The following is a 20,394-nucleotide window of genomic DNA, read 5'->3' as shown; positions in this document are numbered from 1 at the left end:
CGGGCCGGTCCGCCGGCCCGGATCCGCTGCGGCGGGCCACCCGTGCCCCCGGTGCGCCATGGCGGCCGGGCGGTCGGGGGCCCGCGCCGTGTGCGCGGTCACGGCCGCTCCGGCGCCAACTGGGCGCGCAGCAACCGAATTTCTCGTTCGGGTGACGCCTGGTACTGCGGGGATTGCTGCTGTGGCACCCTGAGCCGGTGACGGGTTGGGCTGTGCCGGTTTCGGGGGCTTTGCGCGATGGGCGTTGACGGGTGGGACGAATCGCGTGGTGACGGCGGCTCCGACGCCGGTGGGCTGACCTCGCCGCAGGTGCCGAAGCAGGGCGGCCCGGCCGGGGTGCCCGCCGAGCCGGGCGTGCCCGCCCAGCGGGACGGCAGGGTGCCCTCGCCGGGCCCGACGCCGCCCGCCGACGGCGAGTTGGTCCACCGGATGCGCACGGGCGACGACTCCGCGTACGCGGAGCTGTACCGGCGGCACGCGGACGCCGTGCGGCGCTACGCCCGTACCTGCTGCCGTGACGCGCACACCGCGGACGACCTGACCGCCGAGGTCTTCGCCGGGATGCTGCAGGCGGTACGGGGCGGCGCGGGGCCCGAGTACGCCGTGCGCGCCTATCTGCTGACCTCGGTGCGACGCGTGGCCGCGCACTGGGCCAGGTCCGCACGGCGCGAGCAACTCGTCGAGGACTTCGCCGTGTTCGCCCAGCAGGCCGCGCGGCCCGCCGAGGGGGCCGGTGGCGACGCGGTGGACGTGGGTGCCGATGTGCGTGCCCTGCACGAGGCCGAGCAGTCCATGGCTCTGCGGGCGTTCCGCTCGCTGCCCGAGCGCTGGCAGGCGGTGCTGTGGCACACCGAGGTGGAGGACGAGTCGCCCAGTGAGGTGGCCGTTCTGTTCGGGCTCGACGCCAACGGCACCCGGGTGCTGGCGAGCCGGGCCCGGGAGGGACTGAAGCAGGCCTATCTGCAGGCCCATGTCAGCGCGGCGCTGACCGGTGACGGGGCGTGCGCCCGATACGCCGACCAGCTCGGTACCTACGCCCGGCGCAAGCTGCGGCTGCGCGCCGAGCGGGGGCTGCGCAAGCACCTGGAGGAGTGCGCCGGGTGCCGGCTGGCGGCCGCGCAGATCGAGGAGGTCGCGGGCGGTATCCCGGCGGTGGTGCCGATCGCGGTCATCGGCTGGTTCGGGGCGGCGGGGTACGGGAAGGTCCTCGGGATCATCGCCGGGGGCGCGGGAGCGGGCGCCGCGGCGGCCGCCGCGGCGGGCGGTTCCTCCGCGGGTTCGGGGGTGGGCGGGGCGGCCGCCGCCGAGGGGATCGGGGCGCCGGTGAAGGCCGGCATCGCGGCGAGTGTGGTCGCGGTGGCCGCGGCCGCGGTGGCGCTGGCCCTGGTGAACGACGGACGCCCGGCGCGGGAGGCGGCCGGGCCGTCGCCGTCCGCTCCCGTCGTACGGGCACCGCGGCCGTCGGCCTCACCGTCGGCTCCCGCCTCGCCGCCCGCCTCGCCGCCCGCCTCATCGCCCGCCACGAGAAGGCCGCCGGTGGCACCGCCGGTGGTGGCGGCCTCCCGGACGAGCCCGGTCCCGGCCTCGTCGGCTGCCGCGCCCGCGCCGAAGCCGACGGCTGTTCCGCAGCCCACCTCGAAGCCGGGTCCCGATCCGAGTCCGACGGCCACTCCCAGCCCGGCTCCCACTCCCCCGCCGGCCCCCGTCGTCCCCGTCGTCCACGAGTGGAGCGACCTGCGCTACGACGTCGACGGGGACGGGTCCGCGCCCGAGATGCGGCTGTGGGAGAGCACCTGGGTGTGGCAGCGGCACGGGATGTCCGTCGGCGGGAAGCGGTACGCGCGCGGTGTCAGCGTGCACCGGGGGTCGTCCGTGCTCGTCGACCTCAATCGGCGGTGCACCGCGTACGACGCGCGCGTCGGCGTCGACGACATGACGCTCGGGCTCGGCAGGGTCGTCTTCTCCGTGTACGCCGACGGGGTTCCGGTGTGGCGTTCCGGGGTGGTCGCGGGGCGGGACGCGGCCGTTCCCGTGCACGTCGACCTCACCGGGCGCAAGACCGTGCGGCTGGCGGTGTCGCCGGGAGGCGGGGGGTTCGGACCGGTGGCGCTCGCCGACTGGGCGGAGGCGCGGTTCAGCTGCTGACCGCGTGGGCGGGGCTGTCATCGGTGAGGTGTCTTCGGCGAGGTGTCCTCGCCGGAGTGATCCTCGTCGGGGGCTCGCCGGGTCGGTCGGCTTCCGCCGGGTGTGGGCACCGCACCCCAGCGGTCCGCGACCTCGCGACAGCGCGGGCCGGGCTCGTGACGGCGCACGCGCCGAAGCCGCCGGCCGGGGGACGCCCCGGGCAGGGGTCAGGCGCCGGAGGCGAGGGCGTTCTTGCGGGGTTGGATGCCGGAGGGCACCGCTCGGGCCCGGGCCGGGGTACCGGTCCAGCAGGTGCCGCGGCGGGCCAGCAGGCGGCGGAGCCAGAGTTCGAGGGCGGTCAGGTCGGCCAGACCGTCCAGCGGAAGGGATTCGCCCATCGCCGCGGCCCGGACGGCCTTGCGGACCACCCGGGCCTCCACCAGGCCCGCGTCGGCCAGCAGGGGTGTGGCGAAGAGGTCCATCAGGTCGTCGGCGGCGAGGCGCAGGCCCGCTCGGGCGGCCGCCGCCGAGGAGGCGTGGGACGGGGCGCCCCAGCCGGAAGGGAGGTCGGTGACCCCGGCGCCCTCCAGAACCCTGCGCAGGACGGCGGCGCGGGCACCGGGCTGGACGCGCAGGGCCTCGGGGAGGGCGCGGCAGGCGCGGACCACCTGGTTGTCGAGGAAGGGCGCGTGCAGCCGCTGGGAGCGGACCTCGGCGGCCTGCTCCAGGACGCGCAGGTCGGCGGAGTGGCGGGCGAGGGCGGCACGCGCGCGGTAGTCGCCGGGGCGCTGGCCGGAGCCGAGGGCCGACCGGTCCGCCTCCCCCTGCAGCAGAACCGATACTTCAGCCAGTGCCTCCCCGGTCAGCCAGCGGGCCGCCGGGCCGGGTCTCGCCCAGGTGAGCCCGGCCAGGGAGGCGCCGACCGCGCCCCTGGGATCGTCGAAGCGGTGGCGCATCAGAAGCTCGGCGAGCAGTTCCAGGCCCGTCCGGTACGGGGTGCGGGCCAGCCGCCGGGCAGCGCCGTACACGCGCGCGGGGACCATCACCGAGCCGTCGGCCCGGGCGAGCGCGGCGACCGGCCGGACCAGGTGACGCCGCTTGCGGTCCAGGAGGAGGTCCGCGAGGCGGGCGGGGTGGGCGTCCAGGACCTGACGGGCGCCGTGTCCGGTGAAGTGGTCGGCGCTGCCCGCGGCGAGGCGGGCGCGGTGCCGGGCGGCCGTCACCAGTGAGGGGCCCGGCTCGTCGGTGAGGGGCCCGTCGAGATCGGCGTACGGCAGGCTCTCCTCCCCGCCGGTGACCACGACGTGGTGCAGGCGCGGGTTGGCCGCGAGGGCGCCGGCACGCTCGACCTCGGACGCTCGGTCGCGGACGGCCAGGTCGTTGAAGGTGACGGCGAGCAGCCGCTCGCCTGCGCCGGTGCCGTGTCCGAGTAGCGTGCCGGGTCTGCCGGGCAGGCCGGCCGCCAGCAGGGCGAGGGTGCCGGAGGCCGGTCCGCCGGACAGGTCGGCGCCGATGCCGGGCACGGGCATCCCCCGCGCGGCCCGCCGCTCGGCCGGTCCCATACCGGGCACCGGCCCGGGGTCGAGGCCGGGCACGTGCCGGGGGGCCGACAGCCGCGTGCGCACCGCTTCGACGAGTGCGTCCCGTACGGCGTCCACGGCGACGTCCGGGTCGGCGGGGGGCGCGGCGACGGCGAGGGAGGCGACCGGCTCGTAGCCGGTGATCTCACGTGCCCCGGCGCGCAGGACGAGCGCGTGCCCCGGCGGAACACGCCGCACGCCCTCGTACGGGGTGGTGTCGCGCAGCGCGGCCGGTACGTCGGGGGCGGCAAGCAGGGCCGCCAGGTGGCCGAAGTCGAGGTTGGCCTCGATGAGATCGGCGAGCGGCAGCGCGGCGGTGGCGTAGGCCGTGCCACCGTCCCAGGGGGTGTGGAAGACCGGGCGGGCACCGGCGAGGTCGCCGCAGACGGTGATGCGCCGGCCCACCTGGACGACGGCCGTGTAGCTGCCCGGCCAGGTGGTCAGATGGCGCAGCGCGCCCCCGCGCGCGGTGAACAGGCCGCGCCGCAGTTCCTCGTCGGTGGCGCCGCAGGTGCCGAGGACGGCGATGCGGCTCTGCGCGTCGGCGTGCACCACGCGGACCTCGTCGGGGCGCCAGTCGCCGACGGCCCACAGCGGGTCGGGGTCGCCCCACAGGAGGTGGGAGCCGACCGGGTGCAGCGTCTCCCCGTCGTGTCCGGTGGCGCCCGCGGAGCCGATTCCGGCGACGCCAGCGGCGGTGCTGCTCCAACCCACCAACCACCGCATCGACGCCTCCACAGAGCGTGGACAACCAGTGCACCGTACGAACCGGGACCCATGCTGCCATGAAGAACGCGCCACGGAGGCGCGGTGACGCCGCCTTCGATCGAGGGAAAACGGTGACGGAGACCGCAGGGGTCGGCAGAGTACCGGGGGCGGGCCGGTGAGTGAACACCCGGTCGGCCGGGGGCGGGTGACGGAAACGGGCACGAAACGCGCGACGCGAATGCGCCCCCATGTGCGCCCCGAAGACGCCCTTCGCGCCCTCAAGTTCCGTGGTGGGAGCGGCAATCGCTCATCCCGGGCGGCGAATGTTTTCAGCCAAATCGGTGACAGCGGCACAGGTTTGAGCACGCTCCGTACAGGCCTGCGCACGACCCTCCGGGGCGGGCACGCGCACGGTCCGGGAGGCGGTCTCCGCCTCCCGGACCGGTCCGCCACCCGCGGGGATGAAGGCGGCGGTGTCCCCCAGCCCACTGGATCCAGTACAGCGGGCCGACCCACGCGACTGCCATGGAACCGTTCCCCGGATGGCCGGAGAAGAGCGCACGGACGGGCGCACGGCCACACGTGCGGGGGCACGCCGCGACGGCGCGTGCACGGTGCGTACAGGGTCGTACTCCCGCACGGACCACAATCCCGCCATCCGGAACAATGCCCCTTAACGCTTGGGATGCGGCGAACTACGCTGGGTTTACGAATGCCGCACGGTTATGCCAGCGCGGCAGCCGTCTGTGTCGAGGGGTGACGCATGTCCAGGGAGCAACGCGGGCCGAACGACAAACTCGGCGCCGTTCTCGCCCTCGCGGGAATCAGCAACGCGGGACTCGCGCGGCGCGTCAACGACCTTGGCGCCCAACGCGGGTTGACGCTTCGCTACGACAAGACCTCGGTGGCGCGCTGGGTGTCGAAGGGGATGGTGCCGCAGGGCGCGGCGCCGCACCTCATAGCCGCCGCCATCGGCCAGAAGCTCGGCCGCCCGGTGCCGCTGCACGAGATAGGCCTCGCGGACGCGGATCCCGCTCCCGAGGTGGGCCTCGCCTTCCCCCGGGACGTGGGGCAGGCGGTGAGATCGGCCACCGAGCTCTACCGCCTCGACCTGGCCGGGAGACGGGCCGGCTCCGGCGGCATCTGGCAGTCCCTCGCGGGGTCGTTCGCGGTGACCGCGTACGCGACACCCGCGTCACGGTGGCTGATAACCCCCGCCGACAGCTCGGTCGCGCGGGAGGCGAACGCCGCCGAGGGCTCCGGCGCACCGCTCAAAGTCGGCCACAGCGATGTGCAGAAGCTGCGGGAGGCCGCCGAGGACGCCAGACGCTGGGACTCCAAGTACGGGGGCGGCGACTGGCGTTCGTCCATGGTGCCGGAGTGCCTGCGGGTGGAGGCCGCGCCGCTGCTGCTCGGCTCCTACTCCGACGAGGTGGGTCGCGCCCTGTTCGGGGCCTCCGCCGAACTGACCCGGCTGGCCGGCTGGATGGCCTTCGACACCGGGCAGCAGGAGGCGGCCCAGCGGTACTACATCCAGGCGCTGCGGCTCGCCCGCGCGGCGGCGGACGTCCCGCTCGGGGGGTACGTGCTGGCCTCCATGTCCCTGCAGGCGACGTACCGGGGCTTCGGTGACGAGGGTGTCGACCTGGCGCAGGCGGCCCTGGAGCGCAACCGGGGACTGGCGACCGCCCGCACCATGAGTTTCTTCCGGCTGGTGGAGGCCCGGGCACACGCGCGTGCGGGGGACGCGCCGGCCGCCGGCACGGCGCTGAAGGCGGCGGAGAGCTGGCTCGAGCGGTCCAGGGGCGGTGACAACGACCCCTCGTGGCTCGGCTTCTACGGTTATGACCGGTTCGCGGCCGATGCGGCGGAGTGCTACCGCGATCTGAAGGCGCCGCGCCAGGTGCGGCGCTTCACCGAGCAGGCGCTGTCGAAGCCGACCGAGGAGTTCGTGCGGTCGCACGGGCTGCGCCTCGTGGTGTCCGCCGTCGCCGAGCTGGAGTCGGGGAATCTGGACGCCGCCTGCGAGCAGGGGGTCCGGGCCGTCGAGGTGGCGGGGCGCATCTCCTCCGCGCGCACCACCGAGTACGTGAAGGACCTGCTGCACCGGCTGGAGCCGTACCGGGACGAGCCGAGGGTGGTGGAGCTGCGCGAACGGGCCCGGCCCCTGCTGGTGGCTCCGGCATAGGACCCCCGATCCGGGTTTGAAGGCATTGTCAGTGGCGCAGTGCACTATCGGAACCGGGAGGTGGTGCGGGTGCGTGAGGGTGCGTACGACTGCGACGTGCTGGTGATCGGAGGCGGCATCGTCGGCCTGTCGACGGCCTACGCGATCACGCGTGCGGCGCCGGGTACGCGGGTGACCGTGCTGGAGAAGGAGCCGGGGCCGGCCCGGCACCAGACGGGGCGCAACAGCGGGGTCATCCACAGCGGCGTCTACTACCGGCCGGGCTCGCTCAAGGCGCGGTTCGCCGTGCGCGGCGCGGCCGAGATGGTGAAGTTCTGCGCCGAGTACGGCATCGCGCACGCCGTCACCGGGAAGCTGATCGTCGCCACCGAGCGGGACGAGCTCCCGCGGCTGCACGCCCTCGTGCAGCGCGGCCGGGAGAACGGGATACAGGTGCGCGAGCTGGGCGCCGCCCAGATCGGCGAGTACGAGCCGGAGGTGCGCGGGCTGGCCGCCATCCACGTCGGCACGACGGGGGTGTGCGACTTCGTGGCCGTGGCCCGGCAGCTCGCACGGGCCTCGGGGGCGGAGATCCGGTACGGCGCGCACGTCGTCCGGGTCGACCGGCGCCCGGACCGGGGCGTGGCCGTCCTGACCGCGGCCGGGGAGGTCGTACGCGGCAGGGTGCTGGTGAACTGCGCCGGGCTGCACTGCGACGAGGTGGCGCGGCTGACCGGCGACGAGCCCGGGGTGCGCATCGTGCCGTTCCGGGGCGAGTACTACGAGCTGGCGCGGCCGGAGCTGGTGCGCGGGCTGGTGTATCCGGTACCGGACCCGGCGTTCCCGTTCCTCGGGGTGCACCTGACCCGGGGGATCGACGGCGGCGTGCACATCGGGCCGAACGCGGTCCCGGCCCTGGCCCGGGAGGGGTACGGATGGGGGGTCGTACGGCCCGGGGAGCTGGCCGGGACGATGGCGTGGCCCGGCTCGTGGGTGATGGCCCGGCGGCACTGGCGGTACGGAGCCGGGGAGCTGCGCCGGTCGGTGTCCAAGGGGGCGTTCCTGACGGCGGTGCGCAGGCTGCTGCCCGCCGTCGAGGAGGCGGACCTGGTACGCGCCCCGGCCGGGGTGCGGGCGCAGGCGGTGCTGCGGGACGGAACGCTGGTGGACGACTTCCTGATCCGGGAGGGGAGCCGGGCGGTGCACGTCCTCAACGCCCCGTCCCCCGCGGCGACCGCCTCGCTGCCGATCGGCCGGGAGATCGGACGCCGGGTGCTGGACATGCTCGGTGCGCTGTGACACCCGTACGCCGGGAGGGCGCCCTCCGCGGCGGGCGCCCTCCCCGGGCACCGGGCCGCCGCCGTAAAATCGGTGTCACTGTGTCTGACTCGCTGAACCTCCCCGATGCCCCCCGGCCCGCTGCCGCCGCCGCGCCGCGGCCCTCGCACGTCCCCGGTGTGTCCGTGCGGCACAGCCGGGCCAAGGGGGAGCCGCGCTTCCCCGACGGGCCCCGGGCCGACCCGGCCGGATCGCACTTCGAGCGGCGGATCCGCAGCTTCCAGCCCCGGCGGAGCCGGGTCACGGCGGGGCAGGCCGACGCGCTGCAGCGGCTGTGGCCCACGTGGGGTCTGGACATCGACGGGCAGCGCGTCATCGACCTCGGCGAGCTGTTCGGCGACGACGGTCCCGTCGTACTGGAGATCGGGTTCGGGATGGGTGAGGCCACCGCGCGGATGGCGGCCGGGGACCCGGGCACGAACATCCTCGCGGTCGACGTGCACACCCCGGGCCAGGGCAACCTGCTCAACCTCGCCGACCAGGCCGGGCTGTCGAACGTCCGGGTGGCCAACGGCGACGCCATCATCCTGCTCCGGGAGATGCTCGCGCCGGACTCGCTCGACGGGCTGCGCGTGTACTTCCCCGACCCCTGGCCCAAGAAGCGGCACCACAAGCGGCGGCTGATCCAGCCCGAGTTCCTGACGCTGGCCGCGAGCCGGCTGCGGCCCGGGGCGGTCCTGCACTGCGCGACCGACTGGGAGCCGTACGCCGAGCAGATGCTCGAGGTGCTCACCGCGCACCCCGACTTCGAGAACACCCGGGCCGACGGGGGTTTCGCACCGCGCCCGCGGTTCCGGCCGCTGACCCGTTTCGAGGGACAGGGGCTGGAAAAGGGACACGTGGTGAACGATCTGCTCTTCCGCCGCGTACCGCACCGGGATCGCTAGTGCTGTGACCGGAAAGGTCTGCCGGAAAGCTCGCGGCGTCCGGTGCGGTGCATCGCAAGGCGGAGCATCGCCCGCGTACCGGACGTACTCGGGTGATGCGACAACGCGGCGAGGTGCCGTGCCGGACGCCGCGAGCCGGTGAACCTTTCCGGTCACAGCACTAGGGTCTTTCGTTTCCATCGGGCCGGATCAGGGCGCGGGGTCCGGTGCCGTACGTCGCAGGGTGCAGGAGGTGCCATGACGGAGCCATGGCGACCGACGGCCGCACGGCGGGGCACGGCGCCGGGGCCGGCGGGCCCGGCATGATCCGGACAACAGGCCCCAGATCCTGTCCCACCGACCAGCCCCCGCCCGTTCCCCCGGTCACCGTTAGGGTCGATGCCGTGGCCATCAGTCCTCCCCACCCGAGCTACTCACCCGGCCCCGGAAGCGGAACGCACCCGCACTGGTGGCAGCGCCGGTGGGTGCGCTACGGAGCTCTGATCACGCTGCTGGCGCTGTCCGGCCTGGTCATCCTGGCGCTGGTGCGCCGGCAGACCGGCACCACGGGCTTCCTGGTCGGCCTCGGGCTCGCCGTGCTGCCCGTGCCCTGGCTCCTGGCCGCCTTCCGCTGGCTGGACCGGGTCGAGCCCGGCCCGTGGCGGAACCTGGTCTTCGCGTTCGCCTGGGGTGCCTGCGCGGCGGCGCTGATCGCCATCGTCGCCAACAGTTTCGCGACGAAGTGGATAGCCACCTCGACCGCCGATCCCGCCGGGGCCGACACCCTGGGCGCCACCGTGATAGCGCCCGTCGTGGAGGAGTCCGCGAAGGCCGCGGCCGTGCTGCTGGTCTTCCTCTTCCGCAGACGGGACTTCACCGGGATCGTCGACGGCGTGGTGATCGCCGGGGTCACCGCCACCGGCTTCGCGTTCACCGAGAACATCCTCTACCTGGGCACGGCGTTCGGAACCGACCAGCTCAGCGGCGGTCACGGCATCGCCTCCGTCACCGCCGCCACCTTCTTCGTGCGCGTCGTGATGTCCCCGTTCGCGCACCCCCTGTTCACCGTGCTCACCGGCATCGGCTTCGGGATCGCCGCGCTCTCCGCCGAGCGGCGGCCCGCCCGGCGCGTGCTGGTCCCGCTCGGCGGGCTGCTGCTGGCGATGGGCATGCACGCCCTGTGGAACGGCTCGGCGACCTTCGGCCAGTTCGGGTTCCTCGCCGTCTACGCCGCCTTCATGGTGCCCGCGTTCGGGCTGCTGACCTGGCTGGCGGTCTGGACCCGGCAGCGGGAGCTGCGCACCGTGCGGGAAGAGCTGCCCGCGTATGTGTACGCGGGGTGGCTCGGTCCTGCCGAGCCGTTCGCCCTCGGGTCGATGCGGGCGCGCCGCGCCGCCCGGGACCACGCCCGCCGCCACTTCGGCGGACGTCCCGCGGCGCGGGCGGTCGCCCAGTACGAGGCGTACGCCACCTCGCTGGCCTTCCTGCGGCACCGGGGACGGCGGGGACGGGCCGGCGCCGACTGCGCCGCGCGGGAGCAGGAACTGCTCGCCGAGCTGTGGCGGCGCCGGGAGGTGGCCCGGCCCGCGCTGGAGCACGCGGCCCGGGTGGTGGCCCCCGTGCCGGCGGCCTCGGCGTACTGGGCGCGGTACGGATACCCGACGGCTTACACCGGCCGCCCGGCGGCGTACGGGAACCCGGCGGCGTACGGTCAGCCCGCGGCCTACGCGAACCCGGCGGCGTACGGTCGGCCCGCGGCGTACGGGAACCCGGAGGTGCCGTACGGGTATCCGGCGGTGCCGTACGGCGACCGGGCGGCGGGGTACGGGAACCCGCAGGCGCAGCCGGCCCGGTACCCCGGGTACGACCCGTACCGGCCCTGAGGGCCGTCCCGTAATCCCCGGTGGGTCGGCGCACGGCACCGGATGCGGTGCGCCGCACGGCGGAGGGTCGTCCTCCTACGGGGCGTACTCGGGCGATCCGACAACGCGGCGAGGTGCCGTGGCCGTCGTCGTGCGCCCGCCGGGGATCGCGGGACGGCCCTTGGGGGTGCTGTCCGGACAGCACCCCCAGGGGCCGTGGGTCAGGCGGAGGCCTGGTCGAGGCGGTCCAGTTCGTCCTGGGTGAGCCGCAGCTCCGCCACGCCCAGCAGCGCCGGAAGCTGTTCCAGCGTGCGGGCCGAGGCGATGGGGGCCGTCACCGTCGGCCGGGCGGCCAGCCAGGCGAGGGCGACCGTGGCGGCGGGGGCGTCGTGGGCGGCGGCGATCTCGTCCAGGGCGGTGAGCACCCGCTGACCGCGCTCGGACTCCAGGTGCTTGGCGGCCGAGCCCGCGCGGGCGCTGTCGACCGTGGCACCGGGGCGGTACTTGCCGGTGAGGAAGCCGGAGGCGAGGGCGAAGTACGGGACGGCCGCGAGGCCCTCACGGGCCGCGAGGTCCTGCAGCGGACCCTCGTAGGTGTCGCGGGAGACCAGGTTGTAGTGCGGCTGGAGGGCCACATAACGGGCCAGGCCCTCGCGGTCGGAGAAGTCGAGGGAGGCCCGCAGCCGCTCGGGGCTGATGTTGGAGGCGGCGACATGCCGGACCTTGCCCGCCCTCACCAGTTCGTCCAGGGCTCCGATGATCTCCTCCACCGGCACCTCGGGCTTGTCGAAGTGCGTGTAGTAGAGGTCGATGTAGTCGGTGTCCAGACGGCGCAGGGAGGCGTCGGCGGCGGCCTTGATGTTGGCCGCGGTGAGCCCCTGGTACTCCGGATGCTGGCTGACCTTGGTCGCGACGACGACGTCGGAGCGGTTGCCGCGGGCCTTGAGCCACTTGCCGATGACGGTCTCCGACTCGCCGCCCCTGTTGCCCTCGACCCACGCCGAGTAGGAGTCCGCGGTGTCGACGAAGTTGCCGCCGGCCGCCGTGTAGGCGTCGAGGACGGCGAAGGAGGTCTTCTCGTCGGCGGTCCAGCCGAAGACGTTGCCGCCCAGGGCGAGCGGGAAGACCTCGAGGTCGGAGGAGCCGAGTTTGCGCGGGGAAGCAGTCATACCCGGTTACAACGACCGCCCCGGTACCGCCCATTCCGGGAACGCGCGAGCGGGTGTGCCGACACGACCGGCGGCCCGGACGCCGGGGAGGGCGTCCGGGCCGCCGGGGATGCGGTCCGGGGTGCCGGGCGGGTTCAGCGGGCCCGGGCCGGGCTCAGGGAGTGAGGCCCTTGCCCTGCAGCCACGCCATGGGGTCGACACCGGTGGCCGCTCCGCCGGGGTGCACCTCCAGGTGCAGGTGCGGGCCGGTGACGTTGCCGGTGGCGCCGACGCGGCCGATGACGTCGCCGGTGCCGACCTTCTGGCCGACGGAGACGCTGATCGAGGACTGGTGGCAGAACCAGAGCTCGGTGCCGTCGTCGAGGGTGAGGATGGTCCGGTAGCCGTAGGAGCCGGCCCAGCCCGCCTCGGTGATGGTGCCGCTGTGGATGGCCTTGATCAGCGTGCCGGTGGGCGCGGCGAAGTCGAGGCCGGTGTGGTAGCCGGAAGACCACATCGAGCCGGCCTGGCCGAAGGTCGAGGTGATCGTGTACGAGGACGTCGGCAGCGTGTACTGCTTGGCCAGCTCGGCCAGCCGCTCCTCCTCGGCCTTCTTCGCGGCGGCGGCCTCGGCCTCCTTCTTGGCCTCGGCGGCCTTGGCCGCGGCCTCCTCCTTCGCCTTGGCGGCCGCCTCGGCGGCCTCCTTCTCGGCGGCGGCGGCCGCTGTCGCGGCGGCCTTGGAGGCGGCCTGGGAGTCGGCCTTGCTCCGCTGCTGCTCGGCCTGGGCCATGATCCGGTTGCGCAGGGTCTCGCCCGCGTCGGAGCCGTCCTCCTCGGTGCCGGCGGCGGTGGTGCCGACCGTGCTGAGCGAGGCCGTGGTGGCCTTGGCCGCCTCGGCCTGGCCGTCGTCGAACAGGGAACCGACGGAGGGCAGGTCGGGCATGGAGATGGACACCGGCGGCTTGCCGGTCTGGGCGCTGGCCATACCGCCCGCGCCGACGGCCGCGATCACGCCGACGCCGAGGACGGTGGAGCTGCGGGCGAGCCCGCCGCCACGCTGCTTGGCGACGCGGTGCCGGCCGCGTACGGGGCGGATGGACTCCTCGGTGGGGTTCCACTCCTCCCAGGGACCCTCTTCGGCGCTGTAGCCGCCGTAGCCGAATGTTTCGGCGTCACGCTGGCTGGGCACGTATGGGGCTTCGGGGGCAGGCCGGTTGGACGCCACGCGGGCGCACTCCTTTCCTTCCTCCGCCTACCGGGTTAGCTGACGGGTTCGGAGCAGGAAGGTCTCCTACGCGCGTATACGTACCGAGAACCGGATCGGTTCACGGTGGCATCCGCGCGATTCACCCCAAAGTGGTGGTTCCCCGGTTCCCTTGCGGGATTCGGCGCGTGCGCACGGAGCCGCCTCTGGTGACGGCTGGGACGACCGCGCTGCGTTATCGAACGTTAATAGACCCACCTGTGAGATTCCAAGCCGTTCGGCTTGATCATTAAGGTTCCCCGGGGTGGACGTACACGGCACCGCCATGGAAAACGGGCGAGTTGACCGGTATTCAGGAGTCACGGAGTTTTTGATGGTGACTCAGCAACGAAGCGGAGGGCTGCGGTCCGATCACTGCCGGTGACGGCGGCCGGTCGGCGCACGGCCAGCAGCGCCATGTCGTCCGCCATGCCGCCCCCGGAGTGCCGCCTGACCTCCGCGGCGAGCCGGGTGAGCAGGGTGCGCGGATCGGGGAAGCGGCGACCGGCCAGCCTGCGCACCGGGTCGTAGAACCTGCCGTGGGCGTCACGGGCCTCGGTGAGCCCGTCGGTGTGGAGCAACAGGGTGGCGCCGTCCGGGAAGGGGACCTCGGCCGCGCGGTCCGGCCGCCTGCCGAGGTCGCCCATGCCGAGCGGCAGCGCGGGCTCCGCCGCGGCCAGGGCGCGCAGGGTGCCGTCGGCGTGCAGCAGCAGGGGCGGCGGATGACCGCGGTTCACGATCCGCACCACCCCCTCGCCGTGCGGCAGTTCGGCGAGGACGGCGGTGGTGAAACCCTCCAGCGCGTCGGCCCCGTCGCGCCGGGCGCCCTCACGGGCCAGCGCGCGCTCCAGCCGCCCGGCCACCGCCTCCAGCGTGGCCTCCTGCTCCGCGGCCTCCCGGAACGCCCCGATCAGCACGGCGACCGCGGCGACCGCGCCCATCCCCTTGCCGCGCACGTCCCCGACCACCAGCCGTACGCCGTGCGGGCCGTCCTGCACCGCGTACAGGTCGCCGCCGATGAACGCGCCCTCCTGCGCCGCCTCGTACCGGGCCGCGATGTCGAGGCCGGCGATGCGCGGGGCGGGCTCGGGCAGCACGGCCCGCTGGGCGGCCTCGGCGATCTCCCGGACGGAGGCGAGCCGCCGGTCGCCGAGGCGCACGACCCGGTTGATGGCGACGGCCAGCAGCGCGACCGTGGCCACGGTGACGACCTGGGTGACGGTGTTGACGTCCAGGCCCGGACCGAAGTGGGCGTGCACCGCGTAGGTGGCGGCCAGGGCGGCCAGCCCGGTCAGGAGCGTGGTGCGCAGCGAGGTCAGGGGCGCGGCGACCAGCGGGGCGGCGGTGAAGAAGGGCACGGCGGTGAATGCGCTCGGGGTGAGCAGGTCGTACAGGAGCCCGCCGGCGACGAGCAGGACGGGGAGGGCGCGGGGCAGGGCGTGCGCCGCGGGACGACGGCGCCGCTCCGGCCGTGGGGGCGCGGGGCCGAGGGCAGGGCCCGGAGTCGCGTCCGGGGCCGAAGTCGCGTCCGGGGCAGGGACGGACGCGTCGGGAGGCCTGCCGCCCGCCCTGGCACAGGGGCTCTGCTCCACCTCACCAGGGCGCACTGCTGGTCTCCCGTGTTCTCGACGTACGACCAGCGTGGCGGGGGTACGAAAAGCGGGCGACCGCTGTGGCCCGAGCGGATGACCCGCTGTGACATACGCCACTGGGCAAGGGGGCGGCCGTGCCGATGTCCGAGGGGAAGCCGTGCGGAAAACACTCGGGGCCGGAATCCGTGAACTGGATTCCGGCCCCGAGCCTTCAGTAGCGGGGACAGGATTTGAACCTGCGACCTCTGGGTTATGAGCCCAGCGAGCTACCGAGCTGCTCCACCCCGCGTCGTTGTGTGACCAGCATACGCCATCCGCGGGGTGCTCTGCACACACGTTTCCGCACGGTGCCGCTCAGGGCCGCAGATGGGCGTTGGGCGCCTTGGCCGGTCCCGCGCACTCGGGGAGCAGGACGACGTCGACGCCGGCGGCCGCCAGCACCCCCGTGCCGTCGGCGCCGGGGACGAAGGTGTCCGGCTCACGCCAGGCCGTGACCACCCGGCGCACGCCCGCGCGCAGGATCAGCTCGGCGCAGGGGGCGGGGCGGGAGGCGCGGCGGGAGCAGGGCTCCAGGCTGCTGTAGACGGTGGCGCCGGGCAGCCGGGGGTCGGCCGGGTTGAGCTTCGCCAGGGCCGCCTCCTCGGCGTGCACCACGGGGTCGCCGCCCTCGCGCGAGTGGCCTCGGGCCAGCTCGGTGCCGTCGGCGGCCACCACCACCGCGCCGACGCTGAACGCCGTGCGGGAGGGCGGGCACAGGGCGGCCAGCTCGCAGGCGGTGGCCAGCCAGCGGCGGTCGGCGGCGGCCGGTGCGGGGCCGGTGCCCGGGGCGGTGGGTTCGTAGCGCATCAGGACGACGTCCTCGATGCGGCGGGACTCGGTGAGCCGGAGCCGGCCGCCCTGGTACTCCCCCGGGCCGAACAGGCGCGGGGCGGCCGGTTCACCGACGAACAGCGGGGCGAGGACGAGCTGGAGTTCGTCGGCGAGGCCCTGCTGGAGGAGCTGGGTGTGGACGGTCCCGCCGCCCTCGACCATCAGCCGCCGCACTCCGCGCACCTCGTACAGGTGTTCCAGCAGGGCGCGCCAGTCGAGTCCGGGGCCGAGCGGGACCACGTCGGCGGTCCCGCCGAGGGCGCCCGCGGCCCGTTCGGCGCCCCGGTCCGTGGTGTACACGAGCTTCTCGCCGCCGGTGTGCCAGAAGTGCGCCGCCGGATCGAGGTCGCCGGAGGCGGTGACGGCGACCTTCAGGGGGTACGCGGTCCTGCCCTCGGCCACCCGGGCGGCGCGGCGCGCGGGCGAGTTGACGAGGAGCCGGGGGTTGTCGGCACGGATGGTGCCGGCGCCGATCAGGATGGCGTCGGCCGAGGCCCGCACCTCGTCGACGCGGTCGAAGTCGGCCGGGCTGGAGAGCAGCAGCCGGTCGGGGCCGGTGTCGTCGAGGTAGCCGTCGAGGGAGACGGCGGCGGACAGCAGGACGTACGGGTACGGCATCGGCGCGCTCCCTCGCGAAGACCCCGGCGGAGTCTTGGTTCAAGTTTGAAACAAACTTACACTGGCGGCATGACGACCCGCTGGCTCACTCCCGAGGAGCAGCGCGCCTGGCGCGCCTACATCGCCGCCTCCCGGTTGCTGGAGGACGCCATCGACCGGCAGCTCCAGCAGGAGGCCGGCATGCCCCACCTGTTCTACTCCGTGCTGGCCAACCTCTCCGAGGCGCCCGACCGGCGGCTGCGCATGACCGACCTCGCCGAGACGCTGAAGATCACCCGCAGCAGGCTGACGTACGCGGTGACCAGACTGGAGCGGGACGGGCTGGTACGCCGGGAGGACTGCCCCCAGGACCGCCGCAGCAGCCTCGCCGCGCTGACCCGGGAGGGGATGGCCGTGCTGGAGCGTACGGCACCCGGGCACGTCGAGGCGGTCCGCACGACCCTGTTCGACCGGCTCACGCCCGAGCAGGTGGGGCAACTGGAGCAGATCTGCGCCGGAGTGGCCCGGGAACTCGAGGGCGAGGAGGCGAGGGCCGCGGCGGAGGACGTGCCGTGGCGGCGGCGGTCCTCACCCTGTTCGGGCCGGCCGCCCGAGCCGCCCCGGCCCTGAGCGCGGCGGTGGCGCGGAGCGCGCGGACACCCCCGTGGAACACATTGCTTTAACTTTTAAGCATGGGGTAGGGTCCGGGACCGAGCTACTGCTTCAAATCTGAAGCAGGTGCCATGGGACCGAACCCGGAGGCCCGCATGTCCGACACCCCCGCCGCCACCCCGCGCGCCCGCGTCCGGGTACCGCTGCACTTCCACGACGGCTACCGCGTCGACGCCGAACTCGTCACCTTCCACGGCCTGGGCGACGGCCAGGAGCACGTCGCCGTCGTCCTGGGCGAGCCCGGACGGGTGCCGCTGGTGCGGCTGCACTCCGAGTGCCTGACCGGGGACGTGTTCGGCTCCGCCCGCTGCGACTGCGGTCCCCAGCTCCGCGAGGCGGTGGAACGCATCGCCGAGCGCGGGGGCGTGCTGCTCTACCTCCGCCAGGAGGGGCGCGGCATCGGCCTGTACAACAAGCTCGACGCCTACGCCCTCCAGGACCAGGGACTCGACACCTACGAGGCCAACGCCGCGCTCGGCCTCCCGGAGGACGCCCGCGACTACACGGCCGCCGCCCAGATGCTGGGCGCACTCGGCGTCGGAGAGCTGGACCTGCTCTCCAACAACCCGGACAAGGCGGAGCAGTTGCGCTCCCTCGGTGTCCGCGTGCGGGACCGGGTGCCGACCGGTGTCTTCACCACCGCCCACAACGTCCGCTATCTGCGCGCGAAGGTCCTGCAGACCCAGCACACCCTGCCGCTGGGCGAGTTGGACGCCCTGCCGGAACTGAGCGCGGGCTGAGCCGGACCGTACGGGGCCGGATGGGTCCGGGGGCCGCGGCACTAGTGCACGGAGAGGCCGCCGTCGACGAAGACCGACTGGCCGGTGACGTAGGCGGAGGCGCGGCTCGCCAGGAACACCGCGGCGCCCGCGAAGTCGCCGGCCAGGCCGTTGCGCCCCACCATCGTGCGGGCGGCGAGGGCCGCCACCCGCTCCGGGTCGGACGACAGACGCGCGTTGAGCGGCGTCATGACGAACCCCGGCACCAGGGTGTTGCACGTGACGCCGTACGGCGACCACGCCTCGGCCTGCGAGCGGGCCAGCGACTCCAGCGCGCCCTTGGAGACGCCGTAGGCGCCGCTCTGCACGAACGCCCGGTGCGCCTGCTGGGAGGTGACGTGGACGATCCGCCCGAAGCCGCGTTCGGCCATGCCGGGCCCGAACCGCTGCCCCAGCAGATAGGGCGCCTCCAGGTTCACCGCCATGGTGGCGTCCCAGACGTCCTCGCCCAGCTCGCCCATCGGGGGCCGCAGGTTGATCCCGGCGCAGTTGACGAGGATGTCGGGCTCCCCGAACACCCCGGCCGCCTCCTCGGCCGCCGCGCGCACCCCGTCGCGGGTGCCCAGATCGGCGCTCACCCGGGCGGCCCGGCAGCCGTGGGCCGCCAGTTCCGCCACCGTGGCGGCGAGTTGCGCCTCCCCGCGCGCCACCACCACCACGCTCGCCCCGGCCCGTGCCAGGGCACCGGCGATGGCCCGCCCGATACCGGAACTGCCCCCGGTCACCACGGCGGCCAGACCGTCCAGCGAGAACAGCTCCGACAGATAGGCCCGCGAACCCATTCCCGCACCCTAAGGGCCGTCCCCACGCACACGCCCCGGGGACGCCCCACCCGGCGAGCGGTATCCGGGGGCGCCGCCGAGGCGTCCGGAGCGCGCGTGGCGGGTGCGGTGGCCGCGGTCTCCCGAACAGTTCGTCCAGAGGGGTCCGGCGGCGTCCAGCGGGCCTCGGCGTGCTCGGCCGTCTCCCGGTTCCGGGCTCGCCGCTCCACTCGGGAAACGGCTCGCCCCCGGCTCGGTGTGCCGTTGAGCCGGGGGCGTCACTGCGTAGGCCCTGTGGGACTCGAACCCACAACCAATGGATTAAAAGTCCACTGCTCTGCCAATTGAGCTAAGGGCCCAGGCGATGTTGCCTGTCCGAGCATAGCCGGACGCGGCCGGGTCTCCGATCGGGTATTGGTGACCCGGCCGCGTCGCGAGGGGAACGGGGCTAGTTCTCGACCGGTTCGGCCGGCTCGGGGGCGTGGCCGCGGGCCGGCCGCAGGAACCAGTGGCGGGCCGAGGCGAGCCACCAGGTCGCGGCGAAGCCCAGGACGACGAGGACGGCGACCGGGGCGTAGTTGAAGGTCCGCCAGGTGACCGGGGAGACCTGGGGGAGCATGAACAGCACCGTGATGACGGCCACCCAGGTGACGGAGACCAGGCCGATCGGGATCGACCAGCGGCCCAGGTGCCACGGGCCCCGGTCGAAGGAGTCGCCCTTGCGGATGCGGAGGAGGGTCGGGACGACGTAGGCGATGTAGAGGCCGATCACCGCGATCGAGGTCACCGCCGCGTAGGCCGTGGAGTTGATGAGGTAGGGCAGACCGAGGGCCAGGGCGCCGAGCGCGGCCAGCCAGACCGCCGCCACGGGGGTGCGGGTGCGGGGGCTGACCGTGTGCCAGAGCCGCGAGAGGGGCAGCGCGCCGTCGCGGGAGAAGGCGTAGATCATCCGGCTGTTGGCGGTCACCGAGGCCATCCCGCAGAAGAGCTGGGCGCCGATCACGACCAGGAGCAGGAGTTTGCCCGCGGTGGCGCCCAGGGCGTCCAGGAGGATCTGGGCCGGGGGCGCGCCGGTCGGGGACGCCAGCTCCCTGTCGTAGGACTGGATGGCGAAGGTGAAGCCGAGGAGCAGGACGAAGCCGGCGATCCAGGAGGTCCAGATGGACCGGACGATGCCCTTCGGGCCGGCCGTGGCGGCGTCGTGGGTCTCCTCCGTCATGTGGGCGGAGGCGTCGTAGCCCGTGAAGGTGTACTGGGCCATGAGCAGGCCGAGCAGGACGACGTAGAGGCCGCTGCCCCAGCCCGTCTCGTTGACGAATTTCGTGAACACGAAGGACGCCGACCGGTGGTGGTCCGGGACGAGGGCCAGCGCGCCGACGATCAGCGCCACGCCCAGGACGTGCCACCACACGCTGACACTGTTCAGGAAGGCGACGATCCGGACGCCGAAGGTGTTCAGCAGGCCGTGCAGGAGCAGGATCGCGGCGAACAGCAGCACGGTGCGGCCGGGGGTCACCTCGAAACCGAACTGGAGGTTCAGCCAGGCGCCGAGGAACGACGCCGCGCCGAAGTCGATGCCGGCCGTCACCGCCACCTGGCCCAGCACGTTGAACCAGCCGGTGAACCACGCCCAAGCGGCCGCCGAACGGGGCGGTGCCAGGCGGTGGGCCCAGAAGTACAGGCCCGCCGACGTCGGGTAGGCCGAACAGATCTCGGCCATCGACAGTCCCACGAACAGGGTCATCAGACCGACCGCCACCCAGCCCCAGGTGATCACCGCGGGACCACCGGTGACCATGCCGAACAGGTACAGGGTCAGGCAGCCGGACAGGACCGAGATGATCGTGAAGGACACGGCGTAGTTCGAGAACGCCGACATCCGGCGGGCGAGGACCTGTGTGTAGCCGAGCTGGGCAAGCCGTTCCTCGTCCGACGGCCCGTCCGTGCCACTCGTCGTCATCGCGTCATCTGTCATGCCCCCAGCAATTCCCCCAGCCGTCCCGTGACATGCGTCACGTCGCGGCGGGTCCGGGATCGCGAACCGCAGACGGCCGCGGGCCCCGGAGCATGCTCCGGGGCCCGCGGCC

At 74.1% G+C, this 20,394-nt stretch carries 14 protein-coding genes, 2 tRNA genes and 1 riboswitch; of the genes, 7 read left to right on the top strand and 9 right to left on the bottom strand.

The genetic code is table 11. From position 1 onward, the window contains the following. The first annotated feature begins 237 nt into the window (after positions 1–237). The gene (locus MXD57_RS26060; protein WP_250404464.1) at positions 238–2,145 is read left to right on the top strand and encodes a sigma-70 family RNA polymerase sigma factor; all 1,908 of its coding nucleotides are present in this window, start codon (positions 238–240) and stop codon (positions 2,143–2,145) included. Positions 2,146–2,351: 206 nt separating this feature from the next. Here MXD57_RS26060 and MXD57_RS26055 read toward each other — a convergent pair whose 3' ends face one another. After that, positions 2,352–4,430, bottom strand: coding sequence for an asparagine synthase-related protein (locus MXD57_RS26055; protein ID WP_250404463.1), 2,079 nt, complete (start codon positions 4,428–4,430; stop codon positions 2,352–2,354). A 745-nt stretch (positions 4,431–5,175) separates the two neighbouring features. On the opposite strand from MXD57_RS26055, the gene MXD57_RS26050 reads away from it, so the two are divergent. The 4 genes from MXD57_RS26050 (at position 5,176) to MXD57_RS26035 (ending at position 10,666) form a co-directional block, all read left to right on the top strand. Then, positions 5,176–6,600, top strand: coding sequence for an MFS transporter (locus MXD57_RS26050; protein ID WP_250404462.1), 1,425 nt, complete (start codon positions 5,176–5,178; stop codon positions 6,598–6,600). Positions 6,601–6,660: 60 nt separating this feature from the next. Next, positions 6,661–7,878 (top strand): L-2-hydroxyglutarate oxidase, encoded by a 1,218-nt coding sequence (gene lhgO / locus MXD57_RS26045; RefSeq protein WP_250404469.1) that lies wholly within the window; start codon positions 6,661–6,663, stop codon positions 7,876–7,878. Positions 7,879–7,958: 80 nt separating this feature from the next. After that, positions 7,959–8,804 carry a tRNA (guanosine(46)-N7)-methyltransferase TrmB gene (gene trmB, locus MXD57_RS26040; protein ID WP_250404461.1) on the top strand — a complete coding sequence of 282 codons (846 nt, stop codon included), beginning with the start codon at positions 7,959–7,961 and terminating at the stop codon, positions 8,802–8,804. 383 nt (positions 8,805–9,187) lie between these two features. Beyond that, complete coding sequence (locus MXD57_RS26035; RefSeq protein ID WP_250404460.1) at positions 9,188–10,666, top strand: PrsW family intramembrane metalloprotease; 1,479 nt, start codon at positions 9,188–9,190, stop codon at positions 10,664–10,666. A gap of 200 nt (positions 10,667–10,866) precedes the next feature. On the opposite strand, the gene MXD57_RS26030 is transcribed toward MXD57_RS26035, so the two are convergent. From MXD57_RS26030 to MXD57_RS26010, 5 genes are all read right to left on the bottom strand, one after another. Further along, complete coding sequence (locus MXD57_RS26030; RefSeq protein ID WP_250404459.1) at positions 10,867–11,814, bottom strand: aldo/keto reductase; 948 nt, start codon at positions 11,812–11,814, stop codon at positions 10,867–10,869. 154 nt (positions 11,815–11,968) lie between these two features. After that, positions 11,969–13,018: a M23 family metallopeptidase gene (locus MXD57_RS26025; RefSeq protein ID WP_250404458.1), complete on the bottom strand. Its 1,050-nt coding sequence runs from the start codon at positions 13,016–13,018 to the stop codon at positions 11,969–11,971. Positions 13,019–13,027: 9 nt separating this feature from the next. After that, a riboswitch (cyclic di-AMP (ydaO/yuaA leader) is annotated at positions 13,028–13,194 on the bottom strand. A gap of 162 nt (positions 13,195–13,356) precedes the next feature. Next, the gene (locus MXD57_RS31880; RefSeq protein ID WP_250404457.1) at positions 13,357–14,643 is read right to left on the bottom strand and encodes a PP2C family protein-serine/threonine phosphatase; all 1,287 of its coding nucleotides are present in this window, start codon (positions 14,641–14,643) and stop codon (positions 13,357–13,359) included. Positions 14,644–14,843: 200 nt separating this feature from the next. Further along, a tRNA-Met gene (locus tag MXD57_RS26015) sits at positions 14,844–14,917 on the bottom strand. Between the two features lie 65 nt (positions 14,918–14,982). Next, entirely contained in the window at positions 14,983–16,116 is a 1,134-nt protein-coding gene (locus MXD57_RS26010; RefSeq protein ID WP_250404456.1) for a dihydrofolate reductase family protein, read from the bottom strand. Between the two features lie 69 nt (positions 16,117–16,185). On the opposite strand from MXD57_RS26010, the gene MXD57_RS26005 reads away from it, so the two are divergent. Together MXD57_RS26005 and MXD57_RS26000 are read left to right on the top strand one after the other, a co-directional pair. Further along, positions 16,186–16,725 (top strand): MarR family winged helix-turn-helix transcriptional regulator, encoded by a 540-nt coding sequence (locus MXD57_RS26005; protein ID WP_250404455.1) that lies wholly within the window; start codon positions 16,186–16,188, stop codon positions 16,723–16,725. Between the two features lie 137 nt (positions 16,726–16,862). After that, complete coding sequence (locus MXD57_RS26000; protein WP_250404454.1) at positions 16,863–17,507, top strand: GTP cyclohydrolase II; 645 nt, start codon at positions 16,863–16,865, stop codon at positions 17,505–17,507. A gap of 41 nt (positions 17,508–17,548) precedes the next feature. Here the strand turns inward: MXD57_RS26000 and MXD57_RS25995 are convergent, their stop codons facing one another. From MXD57_RS25995 to MXD57_RS25985, 3 genes are all read right to left on the bottom strand, one after another. Next, complete coding sequence (locus tag MXD57_RS25995) at positions 17,549–18,328, bottom strand: SDR family NAD(P)-dependent oxidoreductase (protein ID WP_250404453.1); 780 nt, start codon at positions 18,326–18,328, stop codon at positions 17,549–17,551. A gap of 265 nt (positions 18,329–18,593) precedes the next feature. Then, positions 18,594–18,666: transfer RNA gene (locus MXD57_RS25990), tRNA-Lys, on the bottom strand. 89 nt (positions 18,667–18,755) lie between these two features. Beyond that, positions 18,756–20,282 carry an amino acid permease gene (locus tag MXD57_RS25985; RefSeq protein ID WP_250404452.1) on the bottom strand — a complete coding sequence of 509 codons (1,527 nt, stop codon included), beginning with the start codon at positions 20,280–20,282 and terminating at the stop codon, positions 18,756–18,758. Positions 20,283–20,394 lie beyond the last annotated feature (112 nt).

The sequence above is a fragment of the Streptomyces cellostaticus genome, assembly GCF_023630175.1.
In the GTDB taxonomy this organism is placed as follows: Bacteria; Actinomycetota; Actinomycetes; order Streptomycetales; family Streptomycetaceae; genus Streptomyces; species Streptomyces cellostaticus_A.
Note: the sequence above shows the minus strand (reverse complement) of the source record. Positions and strands in the feature narration are given on the sequence as shown.

Coding starts and splice junctions, on each gene's coding strand:
- MXD57_RS26060 (WP_250404464.1), top strand. CDS start 238: ATGGGCGTTGACGGGTGGGACGAATCGCGTGGTGACGGCGGCTCCGAC.
- MXD57_RS26055 (WP_250404463.1), bottom strand. CDS start 4,430: ATGCGGTGGTTGGTGGGTTGGAGCAGCACCGCCGCTGGCGTCGCCGGA.
- MXD57_RS26050 (WP_250404462.1), top strand. CDS start 5,176: ATGTCCAGGGAGCAACGCGGGCCGAACGACAAACTCGGCGCCGTTCTC.
- MXD57_RS26030 (WP_250404459.1), bottom strand. CDS start 11,814: ATGACTGCTTCCCCGCGCAAACTCGGCTCCTCCGACCTCGAGGTCTTC.
- MXD57_RS26010 (WP_250404456.1), bottom strand. CDS start 16,116: ATGCCGTACCCGTACGTCCTGCTGTCCGCCGCCGTCTCCCTCGACGGC.
- MXD57_RS26005 (WP_250404455.1), top strand. CDS start 16,186: ATGACGACCCGCTGGCTCACTCCCGAGGAGCAGCGCGCCTGGCGCGCC.
- MXD57_RS26000 (WP_250404454.1), top strand. CDS start 16,863: ATGTCCGACACCCCCGCCGCCACCCCGCGCGCCCGCGTCCGGGTACCG.
- MXD57_RS25995 (WP_250404453.1), bottom strand. CDS start 18,328: ATGGGTTCGCGGGCCTATCTGTCGGAGCTGTTCTCGCTGGACGGTCTG.
- MXD57_RS25985 (WP_250404452.1), bottom strand. CDS start 20,282: ATGACAGATGACGCGATGACGACGAGTGGCACGGACGGGCCGTCGGAC.